Annotated in this window: 24 protein-coding genes; 8 read left to right on the top strand and 16 right to left on the bottom strand. The window is 48.9% G+C overall.

The window, feature by feature from the left end; genetic code table 11:
• Positions 1–3: 3 nt before the first annotated feature.
• Positions 4–1,122, bottom strand: coding sequence for an NAD(P)/FAD-dependent oxidoreductase (locus tag CKW00_RS05705; protein ID WP_095821764.1), 1,119 nt, complete (start codon positions 1,120–1,122; stop codon positions 4–6).
• A gap of 107 nt (positions 1,123–1,229) precedes the next feature.
• Here CKW00_RS05705 and CKW00_RS13670 point away from each other — a divergent pair, with 107 nt between their 5' ends.
• The gene (locus tag CKW00_RS13670) at positions 1,230–1,400 is read left to right on the top strand and encodes a hypothetical protein (RefSeq protein WP_158221281.1); all 171 of its coding nucleotides are present in this window, start codon (positions 1,230–1,232) and stop codon (positions 1,398–1,400) included.
• A 24-nt stretch (positions 1,401–1,424) separates the two neighbouring features.
• On the opposite strand, the gene CKW00_RS05695 is transcribed toward CKW00_RS13670, so the two are convergent.
• Positions 1,425–1,838, bottom strand: coding sequence for an RDD family protein (locus tag CKW00_RS05695; protein ID WP_095821763.1), 414 nt, complete (start codon positions 1,836–1,838; stop codon positions 1,425–1,427).
• 85 nt (positions 1,839–1,923) lie between these two features.
• Between CKW00_RS05695 and CKW00_RS05690 the strand changes: the two genes are divergently transcribed.
• Positions 1,924–2,442, top strand: coding sequence for a YiiX/YebB-like N1pC/P60 family cysteine hydrolase (locus CKW00_RS05690; RefSeq protein WP_095821762.1), 519 nt, complete (start codon positions 1,924–1,926; stop codon positions 2,440–2,442).
• Positions 2,443–2,488: 46 nt separating this feature from the next.
• Here the strand turns inward: CKW00_RS05690 and CKW00_RS05685 are convergent, their stop codons facing one another.
• The 4 genes from CKW00_RS05685 to trxB form a co-directional block, all read right to left on the bottom strand.
• Positions 2,489–3,412: an MBL fold metallo-hydrolase gene (locus tag CKW00_RS05685; RefSeq protein WP_095821761.1), complete on the bottom strand. Its 924-nt coding sequence runs from the start codon at positions 3,410–3,412 to the stop codon at positions 2,489–2,491.
• Between the two features lie 135 nt (positions 3,413–3,547).
• A complete protein-coding gene (cydC, locus tag CKW00_RS05680) occupies positions 3,548–5,257 on the bottom strand; it encodes a thiol reductant ABC exporter subunit CydC (RefSeq protein WP_095821760.1) in 1,710 nt (569 codons plus the stop codon).
• Positions 5,254–6,984, bottom strand: coding sequence for a thiol reductant ABC exporter subunit CydD (gene cydD, locus CKW00_RS05675; protein ID WP_095821847.1), 1,731 nt, complete (start codon positions 6,982–6,984; stop codon positions 5,254–5,256). The genes cydC and cydD overlap by 4 nt, the downstream gene beginning before the upstream one ends.
• A 173-nt stretch (positions 6,985–7,157) precedes the next feature.
• Complete coding sequence (gene trxB / locus CKW00_RS05670) at positions 7,158–8,111, bottom strand: thioredoxin-disulfide reductase (RefSeq protein WP_095821759.1); 954 nt, start codon at positions 8,109–8,111, stop codon at positions 7,158–7,160.
• Between the two features lie 143 nt (positions 8,112–8,254).
• Here trxB and CKW00_RS05665 point away from each other — a divergent pair, with 143 nt between their 5' ends.
• The 3 genes from CKW00_RS05665 (at position 8,255) to CKW00_RS05655 (ending at position 11,792) form a co-directional block, all read left to right on the top strand.
• The gene (locus CKW00_RS05665; protein ID WP_095821758.1) at positions 8,255–9,463 is read left to right on the top strand and encodes a Bcr/CflA family efflux MFS transporter; all 1,209 of its coding nucleotides are present in this window, start codon (positions 8,255–8,257) and stop codon (positions 9,461–9,463) included.
• Between the two features lie 62 nt (positions 9,464–9,525).
• Positions 9,526–10,380, top strand: a complete 855-nt coding sequence (locus CKW00_RS05660) for a dimethylarginine dimethylaminohydrolase family protein (protein ID WP_095821757.1) — start codon at positions 9,526–9,528, stop codon at positions 10,378–10,380.
• 188 nt (positions 10,381–10,568) lie between these two features.
• Positions 10,569–11,792 carry a carboxylate--amine ligase gene (locus tag CKW00_RS05655; RefSeq protein ID WP_095821756.1) on the top strand — a complete coding sequence of 408 codons (1,224 nt, stop codon included), beginning with the start codon at positions 10,569–10,571 and terminating at the stop codon, positions 11,790–11,792.
• A gap of 240 nt (positions 11,793–12,032) precedes the next feature.
• On the opposite strand, the gene arsC is transcribed toward CKW00_RS05655, so the two are convergent.
• From arsC to CKW00_RS05625, 6 genes are all read right to left on the bottom strand, one after another.
• A complete protein-coding gene (arsC, locus tag CKW00_RS05650; protein WP_180962638.1) occupies positions 12,033–12,452 on the bottom strand; it encodes an arsenate reductase (thioredoxin) in 420 nt (139 codons plus the stop codon).
• 15 nt (positions 12,453–12,467) lie between these two features.
• Positions 12,468–13,760 (bottom strand): arsenic transporter, encoded by a 1,293-nt coding sequence (locus CKW00_RS05645; RefSeq protein WP_095821754.1) that lies wholly within the window; start codon positions 13,758–13,760, stop codon positions 12,468–12,470.
• Between the two features lie 18 nt (positions 13,761–13,778).
• A complete protein-coding gene (locus CKW00_RS05640; RefSeq protein WP_095821753.1) occupies positions 13,779–14,123 on the bottom strand; it encodes an ArsR/SmtB family transcription factor in 345 nt (114 codons plus the stop codon).
• A gap of 110 nt (positions 14,124–14,233) precedes the next feature.
• A complete protein-coding gene (gene copZ, locus CKW00_RS05635) occupies positions 14,234–14,437 on the bottom strand; it encodes a copper chaperone CopZ (protein ID WP_008591150.1) in 204 nt (67 codons plus the stop codon).
• A 38-nt stretch (positions 14,438–14,475) separates the two neighbouring features.
• Positions 14,476–16,848, bottom strand: a complete 2,373-nt coding sequence (locus tag CKW00_RS05630) for a heavy metal translocating P-type ATPase (RefSeq protein ID WP_095821752.1) — start codon at positions 16,846–16,848, stop codon at positions 14,476–14,478.
• Between the two features lie 12 nt (positions 16,849–16,860).
• Positions 16,861–17,172 (bottom strand): metal-sensing transcriptional repressor, encoded by a 312-nt coding sequence (locus tag CKW00_RS05625; protein WP_008591145.1) that lies wholly within the window; start codon positions 17,170–17,172, stop codon positions 16,861–16,863.
• Positions 17,173–17,321: 149 nt separating this feature from the next.
• Between CKW00_RS05625 and CKW00_RS05620 the strand changes: the two genes are divergently transcribed.
• Positions 17,322–17,978: a DUF4396 domain-containing protein gene (locus CKW00_RS05620; protein WP_008591142.1), complete on the top strand. Its 657-nt coding sequence runs from the start codon at positions 17,322–17,324 to the stop codon at positions 17,976–17,978.
• 111 nt (positions 17,979–18,089) lie between these two features.
• Complete coding sequence (locus CKW00_RS05615; RefSeq protein ID WP_095821751.1) at positions 18,090–18,353, top strand: hypothetical protein; 264 nt, start codon at positions 18,090–18,092, stop codon at positions 18,351–18,353.
• Positions 18,354–18,764: 411 nt separating this feature from the next.
• Here the strand turns inward: CKW00_RS05615 and dhaM are convergent, their stop codons facing one another.
• The 3 genes from dhaM to dhaK are packed head-to-tail and all read right to left on the bottom strand — an operon-like array spanning position 18,765 to position 20,782.
• A complete protein-coding gene (gene dhaM / locus CKW00_RS05610) occupies positions 18,765–19,148 on the bottom strand; it encodes a dihydroxyacetone kinase phosphoryl donor subunit DhaM (protein WP_095821750.1) in 384 nt (127 codons plus the stop codon).
• Positions 19,149–19,151: 3 nt separating this feature from the next.
• Entirely contained in the window at positions 19,152–19,772 is a 621-nt protein-coding gene (dhaL, locus tag CKW00_RS05605; protein ID WP_095821846.1) for a dihydroxyacetone kinase subunit DhaL, read from the bottom strand.
• 14 nt (positions 19,773–19,786) lie between these two features.
• Entirely contained in the window at positions 19,787–20,782 is a 996-nt protein-coding gene (dhaK, locus tag CKW00_RS05600) for a dihydroxyacetone kinase subunit DhaK (RefSeq protein WP_095821749.1), read from the bottom strand.
• Between the two features lie 449 nt (positions 20,783–21,231).
• Between dhaK and CKW00_RS05595 the strand changes: the two genes are divergently transcribed.
• Complete coding sequence (locus CKW00_RS05595) at positions 21,232–21,861, top strand: response regulator (RefSeq protein WP_095821748.1); 630 nt, start codon at positions 21,232–21,234, stop codon at positions 21,859–21,861.
• 82 nt (positions 21,862–21,943) lie between these two features.
• On the opposite strand, the gene CKW00_RS05590 is transcribed toward CKW00_RS05595, so the two are convergent.
• On the bottom strand, positions 21,944–22,174 hold the full coding sequence (locus CKW00_RS05590; protein WP_095821747.1) for a hypothetical protein: 231 nt from the start codon (positions 22,172–22,174) through the stop codon (positions 21,944–21,946).
• Positions 22,175–22,285 lie beyond the last annotated feature (111 nt).

Genomic DNA, 22,285 nt, shown 5'->3' with positions numbered 1-22,285 from the left:
TTTCTATTCCATAATCTGTTCAACTGTATAATCCGACGGATCCAGTTCCGTTTCCTCACCGGTGACAAGCCGGGCGAGCTCCGCCCCGATGTACGGACCTGCCGTGAGACCCGAAGCACCGAGACCGTTAGCGATATACAGACCTTCCACACCCGGCGCTTTCCCGTACACGGGCATCGATCCGGGAGTGTAAGGACGGAAACCGATTTTCGCAGCGTGGAACTCCATATTCTCAAGGCCCGGCGCCACCTCGATCATTTTACTGATGATCTCCTGGAGCAACGAAGCTCTCACCCCGTGATCGAATCCTTCATCCGAGGACTGGGTGGCTCCGCTGACAATCCTGCCGTCTTCAAAGGTGAGCATATATTTATTGCCCGGCGGAAGCAATACCGGCCAGTTTCCCGTATCCGCTCCCGGCATATCAAGGTGAGCGATAAGTGCTTTCTGAGGTTCGGCTTCCACGTGAAGTCCAAGCGGGGAAAGCAGTTCCTTCGCCCAGGCGCCGTTAGCCGCAATCACCTGGTCCGCTTCGTAATGAGTGCCGTCCACGCTTGCGCCATAGACCCGGTTTTCTCTATACAGAAGTTCCGCCGACCCTTCTACAAACGCAACGCCGAGTTTCTTCCCGGCACGAATTAACGCATCCCGGACTTCCCGTCCGTTCACCCGGGCCGCCCCGCTCACATGGACACCTGCGTAAGCTTCATCCAGAGGCGGGAAATATTCTTTCGGCTTCCCGTGGTCAAGATACGTGACTTCCCCCATCTCCGGGGTATATTCCTTTTTGGCTAAGGCCCGTTCATACATATCCCGGGCCTTCTCTTCTTTCTGGTGCATTTTTATGGCACCGACCTGCTTGTAGCCTGTATTCGTCTCTCCCATATCTTCAAGTTGCCGGACTAGTTCGGGGTAGTAACGGGCTCCCCCCGAGGCTAAACGATACCAGCGTTTGTTCCTTCTTAAGGAAAGCCAGGGACAGATGATCCCGGCCGCCACCGCAGTAGCCTGCCCGTCATCGTTACGATCGATCACCATTACCTCTTTTCCGGCTTTCCGTAAGTGATAGGCAGCGGAAGCACCAAGAATGCCTGCACCGATCACAATATAGCGCTCTGTCATAATGTCACACCTTCTTCTTAAATTTACACATAACGACATTGTACAGAAAGAAGAAGGCAACCTCAATCAGAGGGATGTCGGAGCCGGGCGCGTTTTTGTGCAATGTAATGATAGAAAGCTATCTCGGAAATGAAAACTGCGACGAAAAGCGCACCGACCAAGGGAAGCGGGCTGTCAATGATAATGAACAGAACCAGAAAGAAAACGAAGGCCGTTATACCTGTCACCACGGGCACTTTCATAATGGTAACCTCCCTTTAATGAGCGTGTATTACTAATAAAATACCACGACAGGGAGGAAGTTAACCCTCTCCGTCGTGGATGACTTGTGTACCGGCTATCAAATCATGTATCGCTCGTTTATCATCGCGCAAACCTACCATAAAGGCACTGACGATCACACCGATACCAATGGTGAGAACGTAGACGATTCCTGCCACTACGAGACGAAGCAGCATGTTGACGATGGTTACATCCTCCCCGCTCACTTTTACGATACGGATGCCCATCAGCTTCTTCCCTATGACGTACCCCCGCCAGAAAACCGGAAGCAACAGGGAGTAAAGAAATGATAGCGCATCGAGCGCAGATCCTTCCCCTGCTCTGGTGATATCCCCGTAAACGAGGAAGGCAAGAAGCGCCAGAATAATTCCGATAATCAGCGAGTCAAGAATACTCGCTCCCAAACGGACCCAGAAGCCTGCCGGCTGTTGCATATGTAACCCTTCCTTTCTGATTGTCTTCTCTCTCCTTCTCCTATACGATAGACAAAACGAAACGTTTCAAAAGGAGCCAGAACCCATGAAAAAAATCATAGCCGGACTCGCCACTTTTTTAAGCGTCTTCCTCTTTTTTAAACCTCGAAAAGTGGCAGCCCCGACGTCACGCCCCGGGCTGCAACCGGGTGATCTTCTGTTTTCACCGATTGGTGAGAAAGATTCTTTCTATATAGGTCACGTCGGAATCGTCACAGAAGATGACTGCGTCATCCATTCCATTCCAAAAGGTTTAAAAAAAGACGAAGCCGATCACTTTTTCCGCAAGTTTGCACGTCTTTCCCTGTACCGGGCCAGGGATGAAGAAGCCGGGGTGCGGGCAGCCGCTTTTGCCGAGCGTATTTACGAATCGAACCCCCGGGCCCCTTACCGGTTTTTCACCGATCTGAAAGATACCGGTGATAAACAGTACTGCACCAAACTGGTATGGCAGGCGTATTACTACGGAGCAGGGATAAAACTAAATAACTATCCCCTCTTCGCAAGAGCTCTCCATCCGGAATTCATCAAAGACCTGCGGCATCTATATAAAGTCAGAACATAGGAAAGAGCGGCCTCCCTGGTAGGACCGCTCATTCTTATACATTTTTCTAACTTTCTTTCTGTTTATAATCATACATTCCCATCGCACATACTTTCATATCCAGACGAAGAATATCATAAACGTCGTGATCGTCCGGCACTCCCTTTTCCCTCAAATATCCGGAAACTTTTTCAAGCAGGCGGCTCTCCATCGCTTCTGCAGAATCCTCCTGTCTGAGAGTTTCCACGAATACGGAAAGCCAGTCTTTCACCTGAGTCAGTGCTTTTTCCGGCTCCTCTGTCATACCGTAGTGACCGAAATAGAGACGCGCTGGTCTCATGTGGCGGAAGCGCTGGATCTGTGCCGTCATCTCTTCCGGATTAAACTGGTTCGGAGACGTGGAAGGCAGATAAAAAGTCATGCCTTCTACCTGGTGATATCTGATCCCGGCCGTATCCCCGGTGAAAATACCATCGGTCACGGGGTCATAGATACCGAGGTGGTGTTTGGCATGTCCTGGGGTATCAAAGAATTTGAGCTCTCTTGTGTCATCGATTGTGAGCACGTCCTCTTCCCCTTTTTCAATCACTTTCTCCTCCGGAACGGGATGAATCGGTGCAAACAATCGGTCGAAGTCTTCGCCGTAGACGGCTCTCGCTCCCTTAATAAGCCGGGAAGGATCCACGAGGTGGCGCTTCCCCTTCGGGTGGACGATGAGTTCTGCATTCGGACAGGACTCAAGCAGCAGTCCCGCTCCCCCGGCGTGATCCAGATGGACGTGGGTCACGATGACATATTTGACATCCTCAAGAGAAATATCGAGAGAATCGAGGCCCTCTCTGATTTTTTCGACAGAAGGGGCCGGGCCGGTTTCAACCAGGGTCACGTATTTGTTGTTAAGAACGTAAGTACCGGTTCTGCCTTCAAATCCCATATCGTATCCGTCAATCAGATACGTGTCATATCCTAAATTGACTGGCTGTTCATTCATAGTAATCCCTCCTCTCTTCATACTACTAAAAAATGGATGCCTTTGTAAGGGCTTTCCTTACAGATACTTCTATCTCCCCATGCCGGACCACATAAAAAGATCGCCTTTCCGAAAAGAAAGACGATCTTTTTCTTATTAACCGATAAGCGTATTTTCAAGCTGTTTCATTCTGTAGAAGTACCCTTTCCTCTCCATAAGTTCCTCATAACTTCCTTTTTCTATCACCTGTCCCTGTTCAACGACGACAATGTTATCCATCTGTTCAAGCCCTTTAAGATTATGGCTGATAAGAATAACGGTATCCTGAGCCGCTGTTTCCCAAAAGTCCTGCATCAGTTCGCTTTCGGTAAGGGCGTCCACCGAGGAAAACGGTTCGTCAAGAATCCACGTACGGGCCGGCTTCAGGTAAACCCTGGCCAGCGCAAGTCGCTGCTTCTCTCCTCCTGAGAGGTTTCCTCCTTTTTCCTCTACCGGATGTTCAGGGGACAGATGCGGCAGTTTCACGCGCTCAAGCACTTCCTGCATTTTACGGTCATCGGCGTCTTTATCGGCAAGGAGAAGGTTATCTCTGACCGTCCCGTAAAAGAAATGGCTTTCCTGCAGGATAGCGTTCACTTCTTTCCACACGCTTTCCTGACTCACCCTCTGCATGTCTTCCCCCTGTACTTTTATAAACCCTGCTTCGGGCACGTCCATAGAAAGAAGGAGCTGCTGGATCGTCGACTTCCCTGACCCGCTGGCGCCGACGATGGCCGTTTTGGAGCCGGCAGGAAAAGAGATAGTCGCATCCTGAAGGGCAGGAGTCAGACTTTCCGGAAACGAGTAAGTTACGTTCTCCATGGAAAACGAAAGCGGTCCGGATGATTCGAGAGAGACATCGCCCGAGTGTCTGCCGGTCCGTCCGGGAAGGGAGAACAGGCGCTCCGCTGCGTTTCTGTTATCTTCCAGATGCCTCGGCACGTTCGCCATCGGCCCGGCATCTTCAAACACCATAAGAGAAATCATGATGAACATGGCAAGGAAAATCCCGTCCAGCTCCCCGGCTCCGATCTGCCAGACGGAAACGAGTACGACAGCCCATGTCGCTGTCAGAGAAGCCAGCAGGTTCCAGCCTTCCCCGCCAGCCATTTGCAGCTGCTGCCGTTCATGAGCGGCTTCGTATTTCTCCATCGATTCCCTGAGCTCTGCCTCTGTTTCTTCCTGTTTCTGATATATTTTCAAATCACGGAAGCCGTACAGCCACTCCGCAAGCTTCGTGGAGAGAATACCACGGCCTTCTCTCACGGAATACTGGCTCTTCCGCTGTTTCAGAGTAGCTATGAACGGAATTACCACTCCTACGATGACCAGGCCGAGAAAGAACAGCAGAGCGAGCATCCATGAGAAAAATGCAGTGAAAATGATAGTACTCAAAAATACGATGAGAAGCACAATCGGGGGGTAATAGACCCGCAGGAAGAAGTTCTGCAGGCTCTCCACGTCCCCGATGACCCGTGCGAGAAGATCCCCGCTCCGGTATTTCCGGAATATGTGCGGCACTTCCGGTTCAAGCAGTTCAAAAAAACGCGTCCGGATATGACTTAAAATCGTGAAGGTGGCCCGGTGCGAAAACAGCCGTTCCACATACCGCCCGAGCGCTCTTGTAAAACCGAACAGTTTCACCATGGCGATAACGATAATGAGCGTATAAAGAGGCGGAGCGAGAGCAGCTTTTGAAATGAGGTATCCGCTTGCGCCGAACAGCCCCACTGTCGTCAGGCCGGCCAGCACCCCGAATACGATGGAAAACCATATATCCTTCTTTTCTCTTGCTACGAGAGCCAATACAGTTCGCAGTTCTTTCATTGCACTTCCACTCCCCGGCTCGCCGTCGTCATCCGGCGGTATTCATCTACGGTGCCGAACAGCTCTTCATGTGTTCCCTGACCTGCCACGCGGCCGTCTTCCAGAAACAGTATTTCATCCGACTCCCGTATAGTATGCAGGCGGTGGGCTACCGTAATCATCGTTGCCTGCTGCGACAATTCCGTCAGCGATTCGCTCAGAATACGTTCTGTCTCCAGGTCCAGCCCGGTGGTAGGTTCGTCGAGAAGAACGATGTACGGATCCTTAAGAAAGGCCCGGGCGAGCGCCAGCCGCTGCTTTTCTCCTCCGGACAGACCTCTTCCTCCTTCACCTAAAAGCGTGTCCATCCCGCGCTCTAGTCGCTGCGTCAGCTCGTACAGACCTGCTTTTTCAAGTGCAGTTTCCACTTCCCCCGCGGCAGGACGTCTTCCGGCACCGATGATAATATTCTCTTCCAATGTTCCCGAGAAGATGTAGGGATCCTGGGATATATAGCTGACGTGATTCATCCATTCATCCTCGCGGTACTCGTGCAGGTCCTCCTCTTCCACCTCAATCGTTCCTTCTTTCACCGGCATCAGTCCGCTGATCAGGTGAAGGAGCGTCGATTTTCCGGAACCGGTCCGTCCGGCAATTGCAAGGTTTTTCCCCGGCGGCAAATCTACGCTGACTGGGCCGGTGTGAAACCCGTCTTCTCCGTAGCGGTACGTCACGTTACGAAGCGTGATGTGAGGCGGGCGGGATAAACGAAGCTCTTTCTCCCCCCACTGCATCTCGTCTTCCGGTTTATTGATTTCCTCAAAAACCTTCGACGCTGCTCCCATGCTTGTGCGACCCGTATGAAAAGCGAAACCGAGCTGCTTCAGATAGTTATAGAACTCGGGCGCGAGAATAAGAATGAAAAAAGCTGTGAAAAAGTTCATATTTTCAAATATGATCAGCTGCAGAGCGATTTCAAGAGCAATGAGCCCGATGCTCAACATAGAAATAAGTTCCAGCATGAGAGATGACACGAACGCCGTTTTCAGCACTTCCATCGTCGCATCGCGGAACCTCAGACTGCTGGTTTCAATCGTCTCTTTCTGGACTTTCGCTTTACGGAACAGCTTCAGCGTGGTCAGACCCTGCAAAATATCCAGAAACTTTCCGGAGAGCGCGTTCATTTCTTCCACCTTCTCCTCCGACTTCTCTTTCGTTTTCATCCCGATGATAATATAAAAAAGCGGGATGAAAGGGGAAGTCGCAAGGATGATGAAGGCAGAATTCAAATGAATCATTGCAATCGTGATAAATAGGAAAAAAGGGACGATCAGCGACTGTATCACTTGAGGTACATAGCCGCTGAAATAACTGTCCGTCTCTTCCACTGCATCCATGAACACGCTCACCCGTCGCCCGGCCTCCACCTGTCCGGATTCTCCGACGGAGGCTCCAGATATTTTGTGAAGCAGCCGTTCTCTCATCATACGTTTGGCTCCAGAGGCCAGCCGGACCCCGGTACGGGCTATCGCAGTACTGACACCCGTACGGAGCCACAATACTCCGAGCAGGAGTGTCAGCGGTACGAGCACAGCCGACAGACCTCCCCCTTCTATAAAAACGCGGTCCACGATTGTGACGAACAGATACCCCTGCCCGATAATGCTTAAAGTCAGCAGCAGGGCAGCGAGAATAATCACCGAAACTTTTTTCCACTCTTTTTTTAACAGCAGATTCCATTCTTTCATTCCCGTTACCGCCTTTCCAACGTGAATCATTTCACAATTAATTATACGCGATACAGCAGGGAATTTAAAGAAAAGCAGATCTTCCTCATGCACGTATGAAAAACCGGTCCGGGAACGTTCCACCATGTATGATGTACCGCATCCGGACCGGTTCAGTGCTCTATTTTTTTATGTTACGACAAGGTCTGACTCCAGTCGATGACCGCTTCACCTTCCAGAAAACGTTCGGCATCCATCGCTGCCATGCACCCTGTACCGGCAGCTGTAACCGCCTGACGGTACTTCGCGTCCTGCACATCGCCGCAGGCGAATATACCATCTACGTTCGTGTTGGTCGTTCCGGGCTCCACGAGCAGATATCCTTTTTCGTCCATGTCCAGTTTCCCTTTCACGAACTCCGTATTCGGATTGTGGCCGATAGCTACGAATACTCCGTCCGTTTCAATAACTTCTTCTTCTCCCGTTTCCTTATCCTCCACTTTGAGTCCGCTGATTTTCAGACCGTCCGACTGCATTTCCACCGGTGTCTTATTAAGTGCCCACGTTATTTTCTCGTTGGCTTTGGCACGGTCCTGCATGATTTTGGAAGCTCTCAGTTCGTTGCGCCGGTGGACGATCTGCACTTCCCTTGCAAACTTCGTCAAAAAGTTCGCTTCTTCCATCGCGGAATCTCCGCCCCCGACTACAACCAGTTTCTTATCGCGGAAAAAGAAGCCGTCACACGTAGCGCAGGTGCTTACGCCTTTCCCTATGTTCTCTTTCTCCCCGGGAATTCCGAGCATTTTGGCGGAGGCCCCGGTAGAGATAAGCAGGCTTCTCGTTTCAATATCCTCCATACCGTTGATTTTCAGTTTGAAAGGGCGGTCGGAAGTATCCACCTCTTCCACCCATCCTCTTTTGAATTCGGCTCCGAAACGTTCGGCCTGTTTCTTCATATCATCCATCAGCTGCGGACCCATAATACCGTCCGCAAACCCGGGGTAGTTCTCCACTTCCGTAGTCAGGGTAAGCTGCCCTCCCGGTTCCGGTCCTTCGATGACCAGCGGTTCCATATTCGCGCGGGCCAGGTAAATCGCTGCTGTAAGTCCTGCAGGTCCTGTGCCGAGTATAACTGTCTTATATGTCATAAATGACCCCTCCTATAAATCTTCCTACTCCCCCATACCCTCCTCGGTAGAAAAACATTCATTTTTTTATGGGTAAGGGTTAGCATATTGTGACACAGAGGTATAAAATGGAGGGATATAACGACAAAAGAGGTGTTCAATCCATGTTACATAATCCGACCGGAAAGGAACGTTTCGGCCTGGCCCTTCTGCTTGGAATGCTGGGGATTATGGGGCCGCTCAATATAGATATGTATTTACCGAGTTTCCCGGGAATCGCCCGGGACCTCGCGACGACCGCTTCCATGGTCCAGCTGAGCTTAACCGCCTGCCTCATCGGACTTGCGATAGGTCAAATCGTTGTCGGCCCCATCAGTGATGCTTCGGGCAGAAAAAGACCGCTCACAGTTTTCCTGTTTCTGTTCGCTATCGCATCCCTGCTCTGTGCGCTTGCTCCGAATATTTATATTCTCATCATCGCAAGATTTCTCCAGGGATTCACGGCCTCCGCAGGAGTCGTCCTGTCCCGTGCTGTCGTCCGTGACGTGTTCGACGGGAGGGAGCTGACGAAATTTTTCGCTCTTCTGATGGTCATCAATGCTACAGCACCGATGATTGCACCGATGGCCGGCGGAGCGATTTTATGGTTCCCTTTTTCTTCATGGCACACGATTTTTTACTTTCTCTCCTTACTCGGCCTGATTATCGTATTTACCGTGACGTGGAAACTGCCGGAGACGCTCCCGAAAGAAAGAAGGACCCCGAGTTCCGTCGGTGCTTCCGTAAAAACGATCGGGCGGCTGCTCGTGGATCGCTCCTTCATCGGCTACGCTCTCACAATCGGCTTCGTTCACGGAGGAAGCTTCGCCTACGTATCGGGTACACCGTTCGTTTATCAGGGGATCTACGGAGTGAGTCCCCAAGTGTTCAGTATCCTGTTCGGAATTAACGGGCTTGCCATTATTACAGGGAGCTTTCTGATCGGACGTCTCGGAGGGATCATCCACGAGCGGAAACTGCTCCAGACCGCCGTCATTACTGCTGTGGCTGCGACGTTTTTTCTCCTGATCATGACGATCACGAAAGGACCTCTGCCCACTCTCGTCATATCCATCTTCATTTATATGACTTGCATGGGGATGGTACTTACCAGTACTTTTACCCTGGCTATGGAGAAACAGGGGCACCGGGCCGGGAGTGCAAGTGCCGTACTCGGCATGCTTCCTCTCCTGTTCGGGGCTGCCGTTTCACCGCTCGCCGGACTGGATGAATCGACAGCCGTGCCTATGGGGCTCATTCTGTTTTCGACTTCCTCACTCGGCCTCGTTACTTTCTTTACGTTAGCCCGGCCTTACGCAGTCAAAAAGGTCTGAACGTTTGACAGGAAGCCCGAGGGGGAAAACAGAGGTACCTTAACTCAGGAGGAGAAGAGCTTATGGAAGAAACTGCACCCCACTCCCGTGTAAGCTGTACCAACGAATACGGCTCTTTAAAAAAAGTGATTGTCACCCCGCCCGATTATATGAAAATAACGGAACCGATCAATGATACACAAAAGCACTATAAAAATTCGAACATAAACCGGGAACGTGCCGCCGGTGAACATGCCGGTTTCCTGGATATACTGCGAAAAAACGGAGTTGAAGTCCTTGAGTTATCGGCTTTCCCGGATCTCCCCGAACAGGTTTTCACAAGAGATGTTGCTTTTGCTGTCGGAGAAAGGCTGGTCCTCGCTTCTATGGAAGAACCCGTACGTCAGGGCGAATCCGAAAGACTGAAAGAATGGCTTGATATGTACTCCATCCCTTATGAAAGTTCCCCGGACGGTCACATTGAAGGAGGCGACGTTCTCACAGACGGGGACGTTATATGGGTGGGACGTGCCAAACGTACATCCAGCGACGCAGTGAAAGATTTGAAGAAGAGGTTCCCCGGCTATTCGGTCGAACCCCTGCCGCTGGAAGAAGACATACTTCACCTCGACTGTGTCCTTTCCATCCTGGATCAGGAAACTGCCATCGTTTATCCTCCCGCTTTCTCAGAAGGGGGACTCCGGAAAATTAAAACCCGGTATCCGGTTACGATACCGGTCACAGAGAACGAACGGTTTTACATGGGACCTAACATCCTGTCTCTCGGAAACCGCACCGTAGTCAGCCTCCCTTTCCAGGAAAGAATGAACAACGAATTACGTTCACTCGGATTCCACGTTATCGAACATGATTTTTCGGAAATCATTAAATCAGGCGGTTCCTTCCGCTGCTGCACCCTGCCGCTGATCAGAGATTGAAAAGGCGCACCCTGCTTACCCCTGAATTCCTGCACCCAGTGTTTTCATAAAGGGGCAAAGTTGTCTAGAATGTAAATGAAAACGATGTTACAATAATTCTTGGCTTACCAACCGTTTATACAGGAGCTTCCGGACTATTATTTCAGTTCGGGCTTTTTATCTATAAAATAATGAAAAAGGAGTCCATTATGCTCAAACAACAACCATTTATCCCCGTAGTCCTCGGAGCGAATATCGGCACGTACAGCATCGTCCGCTCCTTTCACGAAGCCTATAATGTAAAGTCGATCAGTCTTTCCAAACAGACTGCAGGACCGATAGACAAGTCGTCCATTATTGTCCCTATGACAGAAAAGTCGATGGGAGAGGAAGATGTTTTGCTCGCCAAATTGAAAGAAATCGGCAGCATGTACCCTGATCAGCCGAAAATACTTATTGGAAGCAACGACTGGCATATTGAATCCATCGTTGATTTCCATGGAAAACTTGGCGATGACTGGGTTATTCCGTATGTGGACAATCAGACGCTTCAAAAAATAATCCATAAGACAAGTTTCTACGATATTTGTGAAAAAGTAGGAGTCCCTTACCCGAAATACACCTATTTGAATGATGATGCATCTCCGGGCGACGATGTGAACTTTTCCTTCCCCGTGGTTATAAAGCCTACCGACCGGGCCCTGTATGAATCAACCGATTTCGAAGGTAAGAAGAAAGTATTCATATGCGAGAACCGGGAGGAACTTGAGGATGTCACTGCCAGACTTAAAAAAGCCGGTCTTCATAAAAGTGTCATCCTGCAGGAATATGTACCGGGTGATGATTCAGCAATGAGGATATTGACTTTGTATGTGGGTCAGGATGGCGAAACGAAGTTGGCGTCGTATGGCCAGGTGCTGCTGGAAGACCACACACCCGGTGGCAGAGGGAACCCTTTGGCTATAAGAACGTTCAGTAACGACGAAGTAGTCGAACATGCAAAGAAAATCGTGGAACATACCGGTTTCACAGGAATTGCGAACTTTGATATTAAGTATGACCAAAAAGACGGAAAATATAAGTTTTTCGAACTGAACCCCCGTTTGGGACGAAGTAACTATTATATGACAGTTGGAGGACACAACCCTGTAGAATATTACGTAGAAGAGCATCTGCAGAAACGGGAGATCACTCCTGTGAAAGCGGAAAATGAAAAGCTTTATACGGTCGTTCCCAAGAAGCTTTTGTTGAAATACATCGCAGACAGCGAACTCAAGAAGACGATAAAGAGAATGTTCAAGGAAAATAAAGCCATAAACCCTATGTTTAACTTCAGTGTGGAAAAAAGCCCCAAACGACGCTTCTACGTATATGCTTCCACTATGAACTTTTATAAGAAATTCAAGCAGCACCCGCCTTTTGAAAAAGAATAAGTTCCCAATAGAACCAAACAGAGGCACCAGAACCGAACAATAGTTTTCGGTTCTGGTGCCTCTGTTATTCATTAAATCATGGTCACAGACGCGGGGGCGGCTTTTCGTGATCCAGCTGCAACTTCCAGAAGCTCATGTCCTAAGCAGTACACTTATTTTCGGGATAAGGCACCCGAAAAGTAAGCCTCCTGCTTAGGCCAGCGCTTCTACCCGGAAGTTTCCGCTTTTCTTAATTTTTCTTTATGCTTCTTCGTCGGCGAATCGTTTTATTCTTTCTTCGATTTCATCACGCACCCGGCGGAAGACTTCCCACTTCTCCTCTTCCGTTCCTTCTGCACGTGCCGGATCATCGAAGCCCCAGTGATAGCGTACCACCTGAACAGGGGTCATCGGACACTTGTCATTCGCATCCCCGCACAGGGTGATCGCGTAAGCGGCGCGGTTCAACAAGACGTTATCGATAACTTCCGACGACTGTCCGCTGATGTCTATCCCTTTTTCCTCCATCGCCTCCACAGCTTTCGGGTTCAGTCCGTGTGCCTCAATTCCTGCTGATTTCACTTCATACTTGTCACCCAGATACTTTTTACCGAAACCCTCCGCCATCTGACTGCGGCAGGAGTTTCCCGTACATAAAAAGTAAATTACCGGTTTACTCATAATACATTCCCCTTTCTAAAGTATAAATGTGAGCCATAGATACAATCCGAACAGCGTAATGAACAGGACGGGGACGGTCAGTACAATTCCTACTTTGAAATAGTACCCCCAGGAAATACGGAACCCCTTCATAGACAGTACGTGCAGCCACAGAAGCGTAGCCAGCGATCCGATAGGAGTGATTTTCGGACCGAGATCGGAGCCGATAACGTTCGCATATATAAGAGATTCCCGAATCGCCCCGGAAGTATTCGTCTCCGCTATAGCCAAAGCATCGATCATAACGGTCGGCATATTGTTCATAACCGAGGAAAGAATCGCCGCAATGAAGCCCATCGACACCGTAGCAGAGAACATACCCTGGTTCGCCGCAGCCTGGATGACACCGGCCAGTACGTCCGTCAGTCCTGCATTACGGAGTCCGTACACGACGATATACATGCCGAGAGAGAAAAACACGATAGCCCACGGCGCTCCTTTGACCACGGTCATCGTCTCGACAGCACTGCTTCTCCGGGCCATCAGCAGGAAGAAGAGAGCGATGATGCCGGCTATGATGGAGACCGGAATGCCGAGCGGTTCGCTGATAAAATACCCGATGAGCAGGAGACCGAGCACACCCCAGGACATACGGAACATCGCGTGGTCCCTGATCGCTTCTTTCGGAACTTTCAGCTGACTCAAATCATAATTCTCCGGCATATCTTTACGGAAAAATACGTACAGCACGATTATACTCGCAAGCAGCGAGAACAGATTCGGTATAATCATCCGTGACGCATACTCGACGAACCCTATGTCGAAAAAGTCTGCAGATACGATGTTCACCAGATTACTTACGATAAAGGGAAGGGAAGTCGTATCGGCAATGAAGCCGCTGGCCATGATAAAGGGAAGAATCATCGCTTCTTTGAAATTCAGATTCCGCACCATCGCCAGTACAATCGGTGTAAGGATCAGCGCGGCCCCGTCGTTAGCAAAAAGAGCCGCTACCACTGCCCCTAGCAGCGTTACGTACACGAACATCAACTTTCCGTTCCCTTTAGCAATCCGGGCCATATGTAAAGCTGCCCATTCGAAAAAACCGATTTCATCCAAAATTAAAGATATAAGTATAACTGCTACGAACGCAAGCGTTGCATTCCAGACGATTCCCGTTACGTCCAGCACATCACCGAAATCCACCACTCCCAGTAGCAGGGCCACTATCGCCCCGGCACAGGCGGTCCATCCGATTCCGAGATTCTTCGGCTGCCAGATTACGAGAACCAGCGTTGCAAGAAATATCGCTGTTGCAAGTATTGCCAAAACATCGTCATCCTTCCTCTATTTACATTCAATTCTTTTTCCCTGTCTCTCAAGTTCTGCAATCTTTTCCGATTGGTCCGAGACGTGATCGATGACACCCAGGACTAGATCATACGCTTCATAGCTCTCATTCAGGGAATAGAACACCCACTGTCCCCGACGGTCTTCCTTCACGATCTTTGCATCACGCAGTTTGCGCAGATGCTGACTTACAGAGGGCTGACTCATTTCAAGCACTTCCGTGAACTCACAGACACAGCACTCCCCATTTTTCAGCATGCCGAGAATTGTAAGACGAGCTTTATCTCCGAGGAGTTTTAAAGCGGGCACCGCCTCTTCTATTTCCAGTCTTGTTTTCTTCAAACCTTCACCCCTCCCCCATTATATAATCATATAATTATATAAGTAAATAACTTTTTATTTTCATAAAAATTCCCCGGGCGACTTCAAATCGCCCGGGGGTGCTCTGTCTATTATTTTACGTCATACCCCTGCTCTTCCACAGCATCTTTCATCTGCTCGTCCGTAACTTTTCCTTCTTCATACGTTACGTCCACTTTGCCAGTGTCGAGGGATACCTGAACTTCCTTTACACCGTCCAGTTCAGCAAGTGCCCCTTTAACTGCAGATTCACAATGTCCACACGTCATACCTTCAACATTCAATGTTTTTTCCATTATTATACCTCCTTGATAGTAGTTAAAGTCTTAAATGATTAAGCGACTTTTTTTCTTCTCAGTCTCAGCGAGTTGGAAACGACGCTGACAGAACTGAAGGCCATAGCCGCACCTGCCAGCCACGGTGCCAGAAGGCCGAGAGCCGCAATCGGAATACCTGCCGAGTTGTAAAACAGTGCCCAGAACAGGTTCTGTCTAATATTCTGCATAGTCAGGTTACTCAAATCGACGGCTTTGGAAAGCAGTTCCAGGTCGCCTCCGAGGATAGTCACATCCGCCGTTTCGATGGCAACGTCCGTACCGGTGCCGATAGCTATACCTATATCGGCTGCTGCAAGTGCCGGAGCATCGTTAATGCCGTCTCCTACCATTGCAACATGTCTTCCTTCTTTTTGCAATTGTTCCACGTGAAACGCTTTCTCTTCCGGAACGACTTCAGCGATAACTGTATCTATACCTACCTGACGGGCGATGGCCTGAGCCGTTTTTTCATTATCCCCCGTCAGCATGACAAGATGGATGTTTTTATCGTGTAGTTTCTTCAGAGCGCTTTCCGCTTCCGGCTTCACCTGGTCGGCCACTGCAATGATACCTCGAACCTCGCCGTCCAGTTCTACGAACATAACCGTTTTTGCTTCTTCTTCCCAACGGGCTGCCTGTTCTTCATAATCTGCAGTACCTTCTTCCATCCACTTCTTCGTTCCCACGCGTACTGTCTTTCCGGCAACGGTCGCCCGGATACCTGCCCCGGGGATCGCTTCGAAATTCTCTACAGGTTTCCTGTCGATATCTTTCCGGTAAGCAGTAATCGCTTCGGCAAGCGGATGTTCGGAATAGGATTCTGCACTGATCAGATACTCAATCGCTTCTTCATCCAGCTCAATATCCGTAACTTCCGGTTCACCTTTCGTAATCGTACCCGTTTTATCAAAGACGATCGTGTCCAGTTTGTGTGTCGATTCGAGATGCTCGCCGCCTTTGTACAATATCCCCATCTCGGCACCTTTACCCGTGCCTACCATGATGGAGGTAGGAGTGGCGAGCCCGAGTGCACAGGGACAGGCGATAACGAGCACTGCAATAGATGCTTCAAGCGCAAGCGGCAGATCTCCCGGGGCTACGATACCGAACCAGACCCCGAAAGCGACGACCGCAATCCCTACAACGATTGGGACGAAATAACCAGAAATCACGTCTGCCATCCGCTGTATCGGAGCTTTGGACCCCTGTGCCTGTTCGACGACCCGGATAATTCCGGCGAGAGCCGTGTCTTCCCCGACTTTTTTCGCCTTCATTTTGACCGTTCCATTTTTGTTGATGGTGGAACCGGTCAACGTTTCGCCTGCCGATTTACCGACCGGGAGCGCTTCTCCGGTCAGCATGGACTCGTCTACAGAAGTTTCCCCTTCGACCACGATACCGTCGACGGGTATTTTTTCGCCTGGACGGACGAGCACGATGTCATCCACCTGCACCTGGTCCACCGGAACCTGCACCGTTTCTCCGTCTCTTACGACCGATGCTTCTTTTGCCTGCAGCTCCAGCAGTCCGGAAATTGCCTGAGTCGTTCTTCCTTTGGCAATTGCTTCAAAATATTTACCGAGTAAAATAAGCGTAATCAATACGGCACTCGTTTCGAAATACAGATGAGGGTCATACCCCGGATTACCGATGGTACGTACTCCTTCCACTACACTGTAGAAGTAAGCGGCACTCGTTCCGAGGGCTACGAGAACGTCCATGTTCGCTGACTTATTGCGCAAGTTGTTGTAAGCGCCCCGGTAAAATGTCCACCCGATAACGAACTGTACAGGAGTAGCAAGCGCCATCTGGAACCACGGATTCATCAGCAGAGCCGGAAGCTGCATACCGAATAAATGAGCGAACATAGTCAGAAGTAACGGAGCCGAAAGAAGACCTGAAACGATAAGCTTCTGCTTCTGCTTCGTTATTTCTTTTTCTTTATTGGACTGTTTCTCTTCTTCGGAAGCACGGAGGGCTGCATCATAACCCAGCTTTTTGATTTTAGCTATCATGTCATCTACGGACAAAGCCCCTGGACGATATTCGATCGTCCCTGTCTCATTAGCCAGGTTTACCGTTGCATTTTCCACCCCATCCGCCTTATTCAGCACTTTCTCGATACGATTGGAACAGGCGGCACATGTCATTCCGCTAATATCCAACTCTACCGTATCTTTTTCGACTCCGTATCCGAGTTTCTCAATACGTGCTTCAATATCGTCCATATTCACACTTGAAGCATCATAGTCGATACTCGCCTTTTCCATAGGAAGGTTTACCTGGGCGTTCACACCCTCCATTTTGTTCAGTGACTTTTCAATTCTTGTAGAACAGGCAGCGCACGTCATCCCGGTGACTCCGAGATTCACATGTTTTTCTTCACTCATCATTCCACCTCCTTATTTCCCGAACTGTTTCATCACTTTCATAAGTTCGTCTATGGCTTCTTCTCCTTCCCCTTTCTTAATGGCGTCCGCTACGCAGTGATGCGTGTGGCGTTCCATGAGAGAATGCCCGACTTTGTTCAGGGCGCTGTCGATAGCAGATATCTGCACAAGAATATCTACACAGTATCTGTCGTCTTCCACCATCTTCTGAATACCGCGTACTTGCCCTTCGATCCTTTTTAATCTATTCAATACTTTCGCTTTTTCATCTTCCGTACGTGGAGTTACAGGTTCTTTACCGCTCTGTACAGGTAATTCTTCCATAACAACTCCCTCCTTTACTTAATATAATACCCCGTATAGGTATGTTTTTCAACTGAATCGCTTATTCTTTCCTTTAAAAATAACGTTATTTCATCACCGTTTAAAATATACGGCGTATGGGTATCAAAAAAAAGCAAGGAGGAATATTTATGCTTACAATAATCTCATGGATCGCCCTCGGTATCGGGTTGCTATCTTCATTGATCATTGCTGTCGATGTATACAGACATCCGCAGATGATGAAAATTATGAACGTGGTATGGCCCATCAACGGATGGTTCTTCGGTCCATTCGCTTTATGGACGTATTACCGCTGGGGCCGTCTGAAAGCGAAAGATAACGAAAGGAAAGACGAGCGGGGAAAAGCGGCTAAAGTTTTCCTCTCCACCAGTCACTGCTCAGCCGGATGCACTCTCGGGGATGCCGTCGGTGTCCCGATTGTGGCCGTCACAGGAGCGGCGATTGCAGGCTCTACCCTGTTCGCTCATTACGCGGTGGAATTTATTTTAGCTTATGGATTCGGAATTGTTTTTCAGTATTTAGCTATCCATCCTATGAGTGAAAATAATACGACGATGGACTCACTGAAAGCCTCGGTCAAAGCAGACTCGCTCTCTCTGATCGCTTTTGAAATCGGAATGTTCGGGTGGATGGCCATCGTACATTACCTTCTTTTCACGGAACCCCCTGTTCCTACGGAAGCCACCTACTGGTTCATGATGCAGATAGCCATGATTCTCGGGTTTATCACCAGCTATCCGGCTAACTGGTGGCTCGTTCGGAAAGGAATTAAGGAAGAAATGTAGTTTTTTTCTTTTTTTTCAAAATAAAATGTATGTATTTGAGTTGTTTTTTATCAGAATATTTCGTAAAATCTTATTTATAACTTAAATCCGAGACGAAAAAGGAGAGATTTTATGACATCTCAACAATTGCACACTCTATACTACACTTGCCCGGTCTGCGAAGGTTCCGGGAAATATACCGAATACGATGATGGAAAGGCAAGTATGCTTGCTGCCCACTATTTCGAAGTAACGGATAAGCAGGCGGAGGAAGTATGGGCTCAGGCTTTCAGTGAAACAAGCTACGAAATCGACTGCACTGCCTGTCACGGTACCGGCACCCGCCTGAACGCCGAAGGACAGGAAATGTATCAATTCCTCCAGCAACATGCCTAAAAGAAAAGCGGAGCCATTCGCTTAGAAGTTCTAAGATAAGCAGGTACTCCGGGCTTCGGGTGCTCTGGCCCGAAACAGGAGGGCCAGCTTATCTTACGGACTTCTGAATGGCGGAGCTGGACATAAAGAAAAGCGGAAACTTCCGGGTAGAAGCGGTGGCGTAAGCAGGAGGCTTACTTTTCGGGTGACTTTCCCCGAAAATAAGTATACGGCTTAGGACATGAGCTTCTGGAAGTTGCAGCTGGATCAAAAAAAGCGGAACCGCCCGTTTAGAAGTTCCAGGCTAAGCAGGAGACTTACTTTTCGGAGGCTCTTTACCGAAAATAAGTCTCCTGCTTCGGGCACGGCCATATTAAAACAACAGGCTCCATCCATTGATAAACTATGGATGGAGCCTGTTGTTTATTTTGTTTATTCCAGGCGAAAACTTTTCCGCAAGGAAGCTATTATCTCCTCTGCAGTTTTGCCCATTCCTGCTTCAATAGCCGCCACATACCCGCCTTCTACAAGGGGGATGTCTTCAGCCACGTGGCATCTTTCCGTGTCCGTCAATTCTACGGCCATTTCGGCATTCATACCGGCACTTCCGATGTCATACAAAAGCAGCACGCCGTTTCCATCGTCCGCTTCTTCCACAGCCTGCTGGATTTTAGGAGCACTGGTGCCGATATCACCTTCCTCGGTGCCCCCGGCAGGCACGACCTTCACATTTTTAACTGCCTCTGAAATGATATCCCGGGTACCTTCGGCGACTTTGGGACTGTGAGAAATCAGTACAATTCCTGTATTCGCCATTGTTTATTCCCCTTCCTTCCAGACATCTGCCAGCGCCTGGAATAAATAGAAGGAAGAAGTGGAGCCGGGGTCGATGTGACCTTTGGAACGTTCCTGCAGGTAAGCGGCCCGTCCTTTTGTGGCTACCGTATCCTTCGTACCTTCCATCGCCTTTTCCGCTACTTCCACTAATTTTCCGGCATTGACGTTTTGTCCGTTCTTCAGGAAATCTGCAACGGGGTGCCATACGTCGATCATCGTTTTTTCTCCCTGTTCCGCTTTCCCGCGCTGTTTCATTCCGTTCAGCGCTTCTTCCACTGCCCCGGCGAAATCAGCCTGAGTTACGGACGGCTTATCTCTCAAAAACATGGACATTTTCAGAAAAGCAGTTCCGTATAGAGGACCGGATGCTCCCCCGATTTTTGACATAAGGACAGTGGCGGTATCTTTGAACACCCCTCCGACCGTTTCGTACTCCGAACTGCTGACTTTGGCTTCCGCTTCCTGGAACCCCCGGGACATGTTCAGCCCATGGTCACCGTCTCCGATAGCCTGATCCAGTTCCGTAAGATACTCTTTATTCGATTGTACGAGGGCATTTGTTTTCTCCACCCACGTTACTGCCTGTTCTACTGTCATTACCATCATTTCAAGACCTCCTATCTGTGAAACGCAGGGGCTGCTGCCTCTGCATCAAGCAACTGTTTCATTTCTTCATCGACTTTCATCAGTGTTATCGAAAAACCGGCCATTTCAAGAGAAGTCATATATTCCCCGACAAACGTATGGGTGACATTTATGCCTTTCTCGCTCAGTTTACTGTGTACGTAGCGGTTTACTATGAACAGTTCGGATTCTGGAGTCGCTCCGAGACCGTTAACCATGACCGCTACTTCCGATTTATCGAAATCAACACTGTCTTCCAGAACTTTTTGAAGCAGTTCTTCGGCAATATCATCAGCAGGAGCAATCTTTTCCCGCTTCGTTCCCGGCTCTCCGTGTATGCCGATTCCCACTTCCATCTCGTCATCTTCCAGCTGGAAATTGGGTTTCCCCGCCCCCGGGATGGTACACGGCGACAAAGCCACTCCCATGGATCTCGTATTAGCTACTACTTTTTCAGCCGCTTCTTTCACCTCTTTAAGGGATCCTCCGGCCGCTGCTTTAGCTCCGGCTATTTTATGGACAAATACTGTCCCTGCAATCCCCCGGCGACCGGTAGTGAAAGAGCTGTCCTCCACAGCGACGTCATCGTTGACGATCACCTGTTCCACGGAAATACCCTCCGCTTCTGCCATCTCTCTCGCCATTTCAAAGTTCATGACGTCACCGGTGTAGTTTTTGATGACCAGAAAAACGCCCTGGCCGCTATCTACGGCACGTATTGCTTCTATCACCTGATCCGGCGTCGGGGAAGTGAACATTTCCCCTGCCACTGCCGCATCAAGCATACCTGGTCCTATATAACCGGCGTGCGCAGGCTCGTGCCCGCTTCCTCCTCCACTTACAATCGCAACTTTATTGTCGACCGGGGCATCCTTTCTTACGAGCACCGTCGTACCCTCCAGATTTCTTACCTGTTCCGGGTAAGCCAGTGTCATCCCCTCAAGCATTTCCCTCACTACATCATCAGGGTTGTTAATCACTTTTTTCATAAACGATTTCCCCTTTCCGTTTGTTAAAAAAACACACGACAATCTAAGGTATACTTAACGATTGTCGTGTGGTCTCCACTTCTGTCACACTTTTTAACTTATACATTTACTTTATATCCACTTGCAAACGGTGTCAAACATCAGGCCGTGGTAAAAAAATCCAAAAAAAAGACCCTTCCCTGGCGAATAATGAGAAAGGTCAAATTCCCACTCTCCCGTTAAAATAGCTGAAACATTTCTGAACGAAGAAACGACTCTCCCACAAGTCTTCCGTTCAGTATATCTATTATAATGTTTTTTTCTAGTAAATTTAACCTACTTAGGATAAAATATGACTAGGTATTACAAAAATTATGACAATTTAAACAACGATTGATTTTAATCCAGGCAAAAGCGTAATTATTTTCTATGTTCCACCTGGAACCTTAATAGAAAAGGGAGAGGTATGTATGAAACCGATTCGCATACTGGTTGCTGATGATCATGCTGTCATTCGCGATGGTTTCCACACGATTTTGTCCACGGATAAAGATATAGAAGTTACCGCCGTAGCAAAAGACGGGACGGAAGCTCTGGTACAGTTGAAACAACACAAACCTGACGTCGCCCTTCTCGACTGGGATATGCCCGGTATAAATGGAATGGAAGTTATGCAGAAGGCTATAGAGGAAGAGCTCCGTTCAAGTTTCATCATCCTCTCTTCCTACCACGATGACCAATTAGCCATTGAGGCTTTCAAAAAAGGCGCAAACGGCTTTTTATTGAAAAACAAGGAAGCCGAGAACATCATTTTAACTGTAAAAGGCTGCGCAAAAGGAAAATTGGTTTTTCCTGCCGAATCCGCCGCCGGCCTCCGCCGTTCCCTGATCATTAAACACAATAATATTTTCTCCTCTCTCTCCGAAGCTGAAGATGAGGTCCTTGCGTGTGTAGCCGAAGGAATGAAAAATAAAGAGATCGCAGAAAGCCTTTATCTCTCGGAAGGAACCGTACGAAACTATATAAGCTCCCTGTACAAAAAACTCAAAGTAAAAACTCGAAGTGAAGCGATATCTCTGTACAAATCCCGGCATTATTAAAAGAAAAGCGGAGCCGCCCGGTTAGAAGTCACGGACTGAGACAGAACAGACATACAAACAAAAGAAAGCGTACCCCCGTTCATCAGACAGGGAGTACGCTTTCTTTGATTTCCTGTAAGACCTCGTCATACCTTTCTGGTTCCAGCATCAAATCACGACTCCAAAAAGTCTCCATCCATGTCACAAGTTCTTCTTTTGAATTGAAAACTTCACCGCTCCGATCGAAATTCTGAATCATATACCTGCCGTTATCTTCATCCGATACCACTAAACAGGGAAGGGCACATTCCGTCGTCATGAACTCGTACTCCATGTCACCACCTCCTGCAGGCTCTTTCTTTATAATATACCCGTTTATGGAATTTTGAACCCACGGGAAGAGCCTCTACCGGTAACCTTCGTTGTATTTTCCACGAAATCGGCT

The organism is Salimicrobium humidisoli (assembly GCF_002295105.1).
In the GTDB taxonomy this organism is placed as follows: Bacteria; Bacillota; Bacilli; order Bacillales; family Halobacillaceae; genus Salimicrobium; species Salimicrobium humidisoli.
The sequence above is the reverse complement of the archived record's forward strand: the minus strand, read 5'-3'. Positions and strand labels throughout refer to the sequence as shown.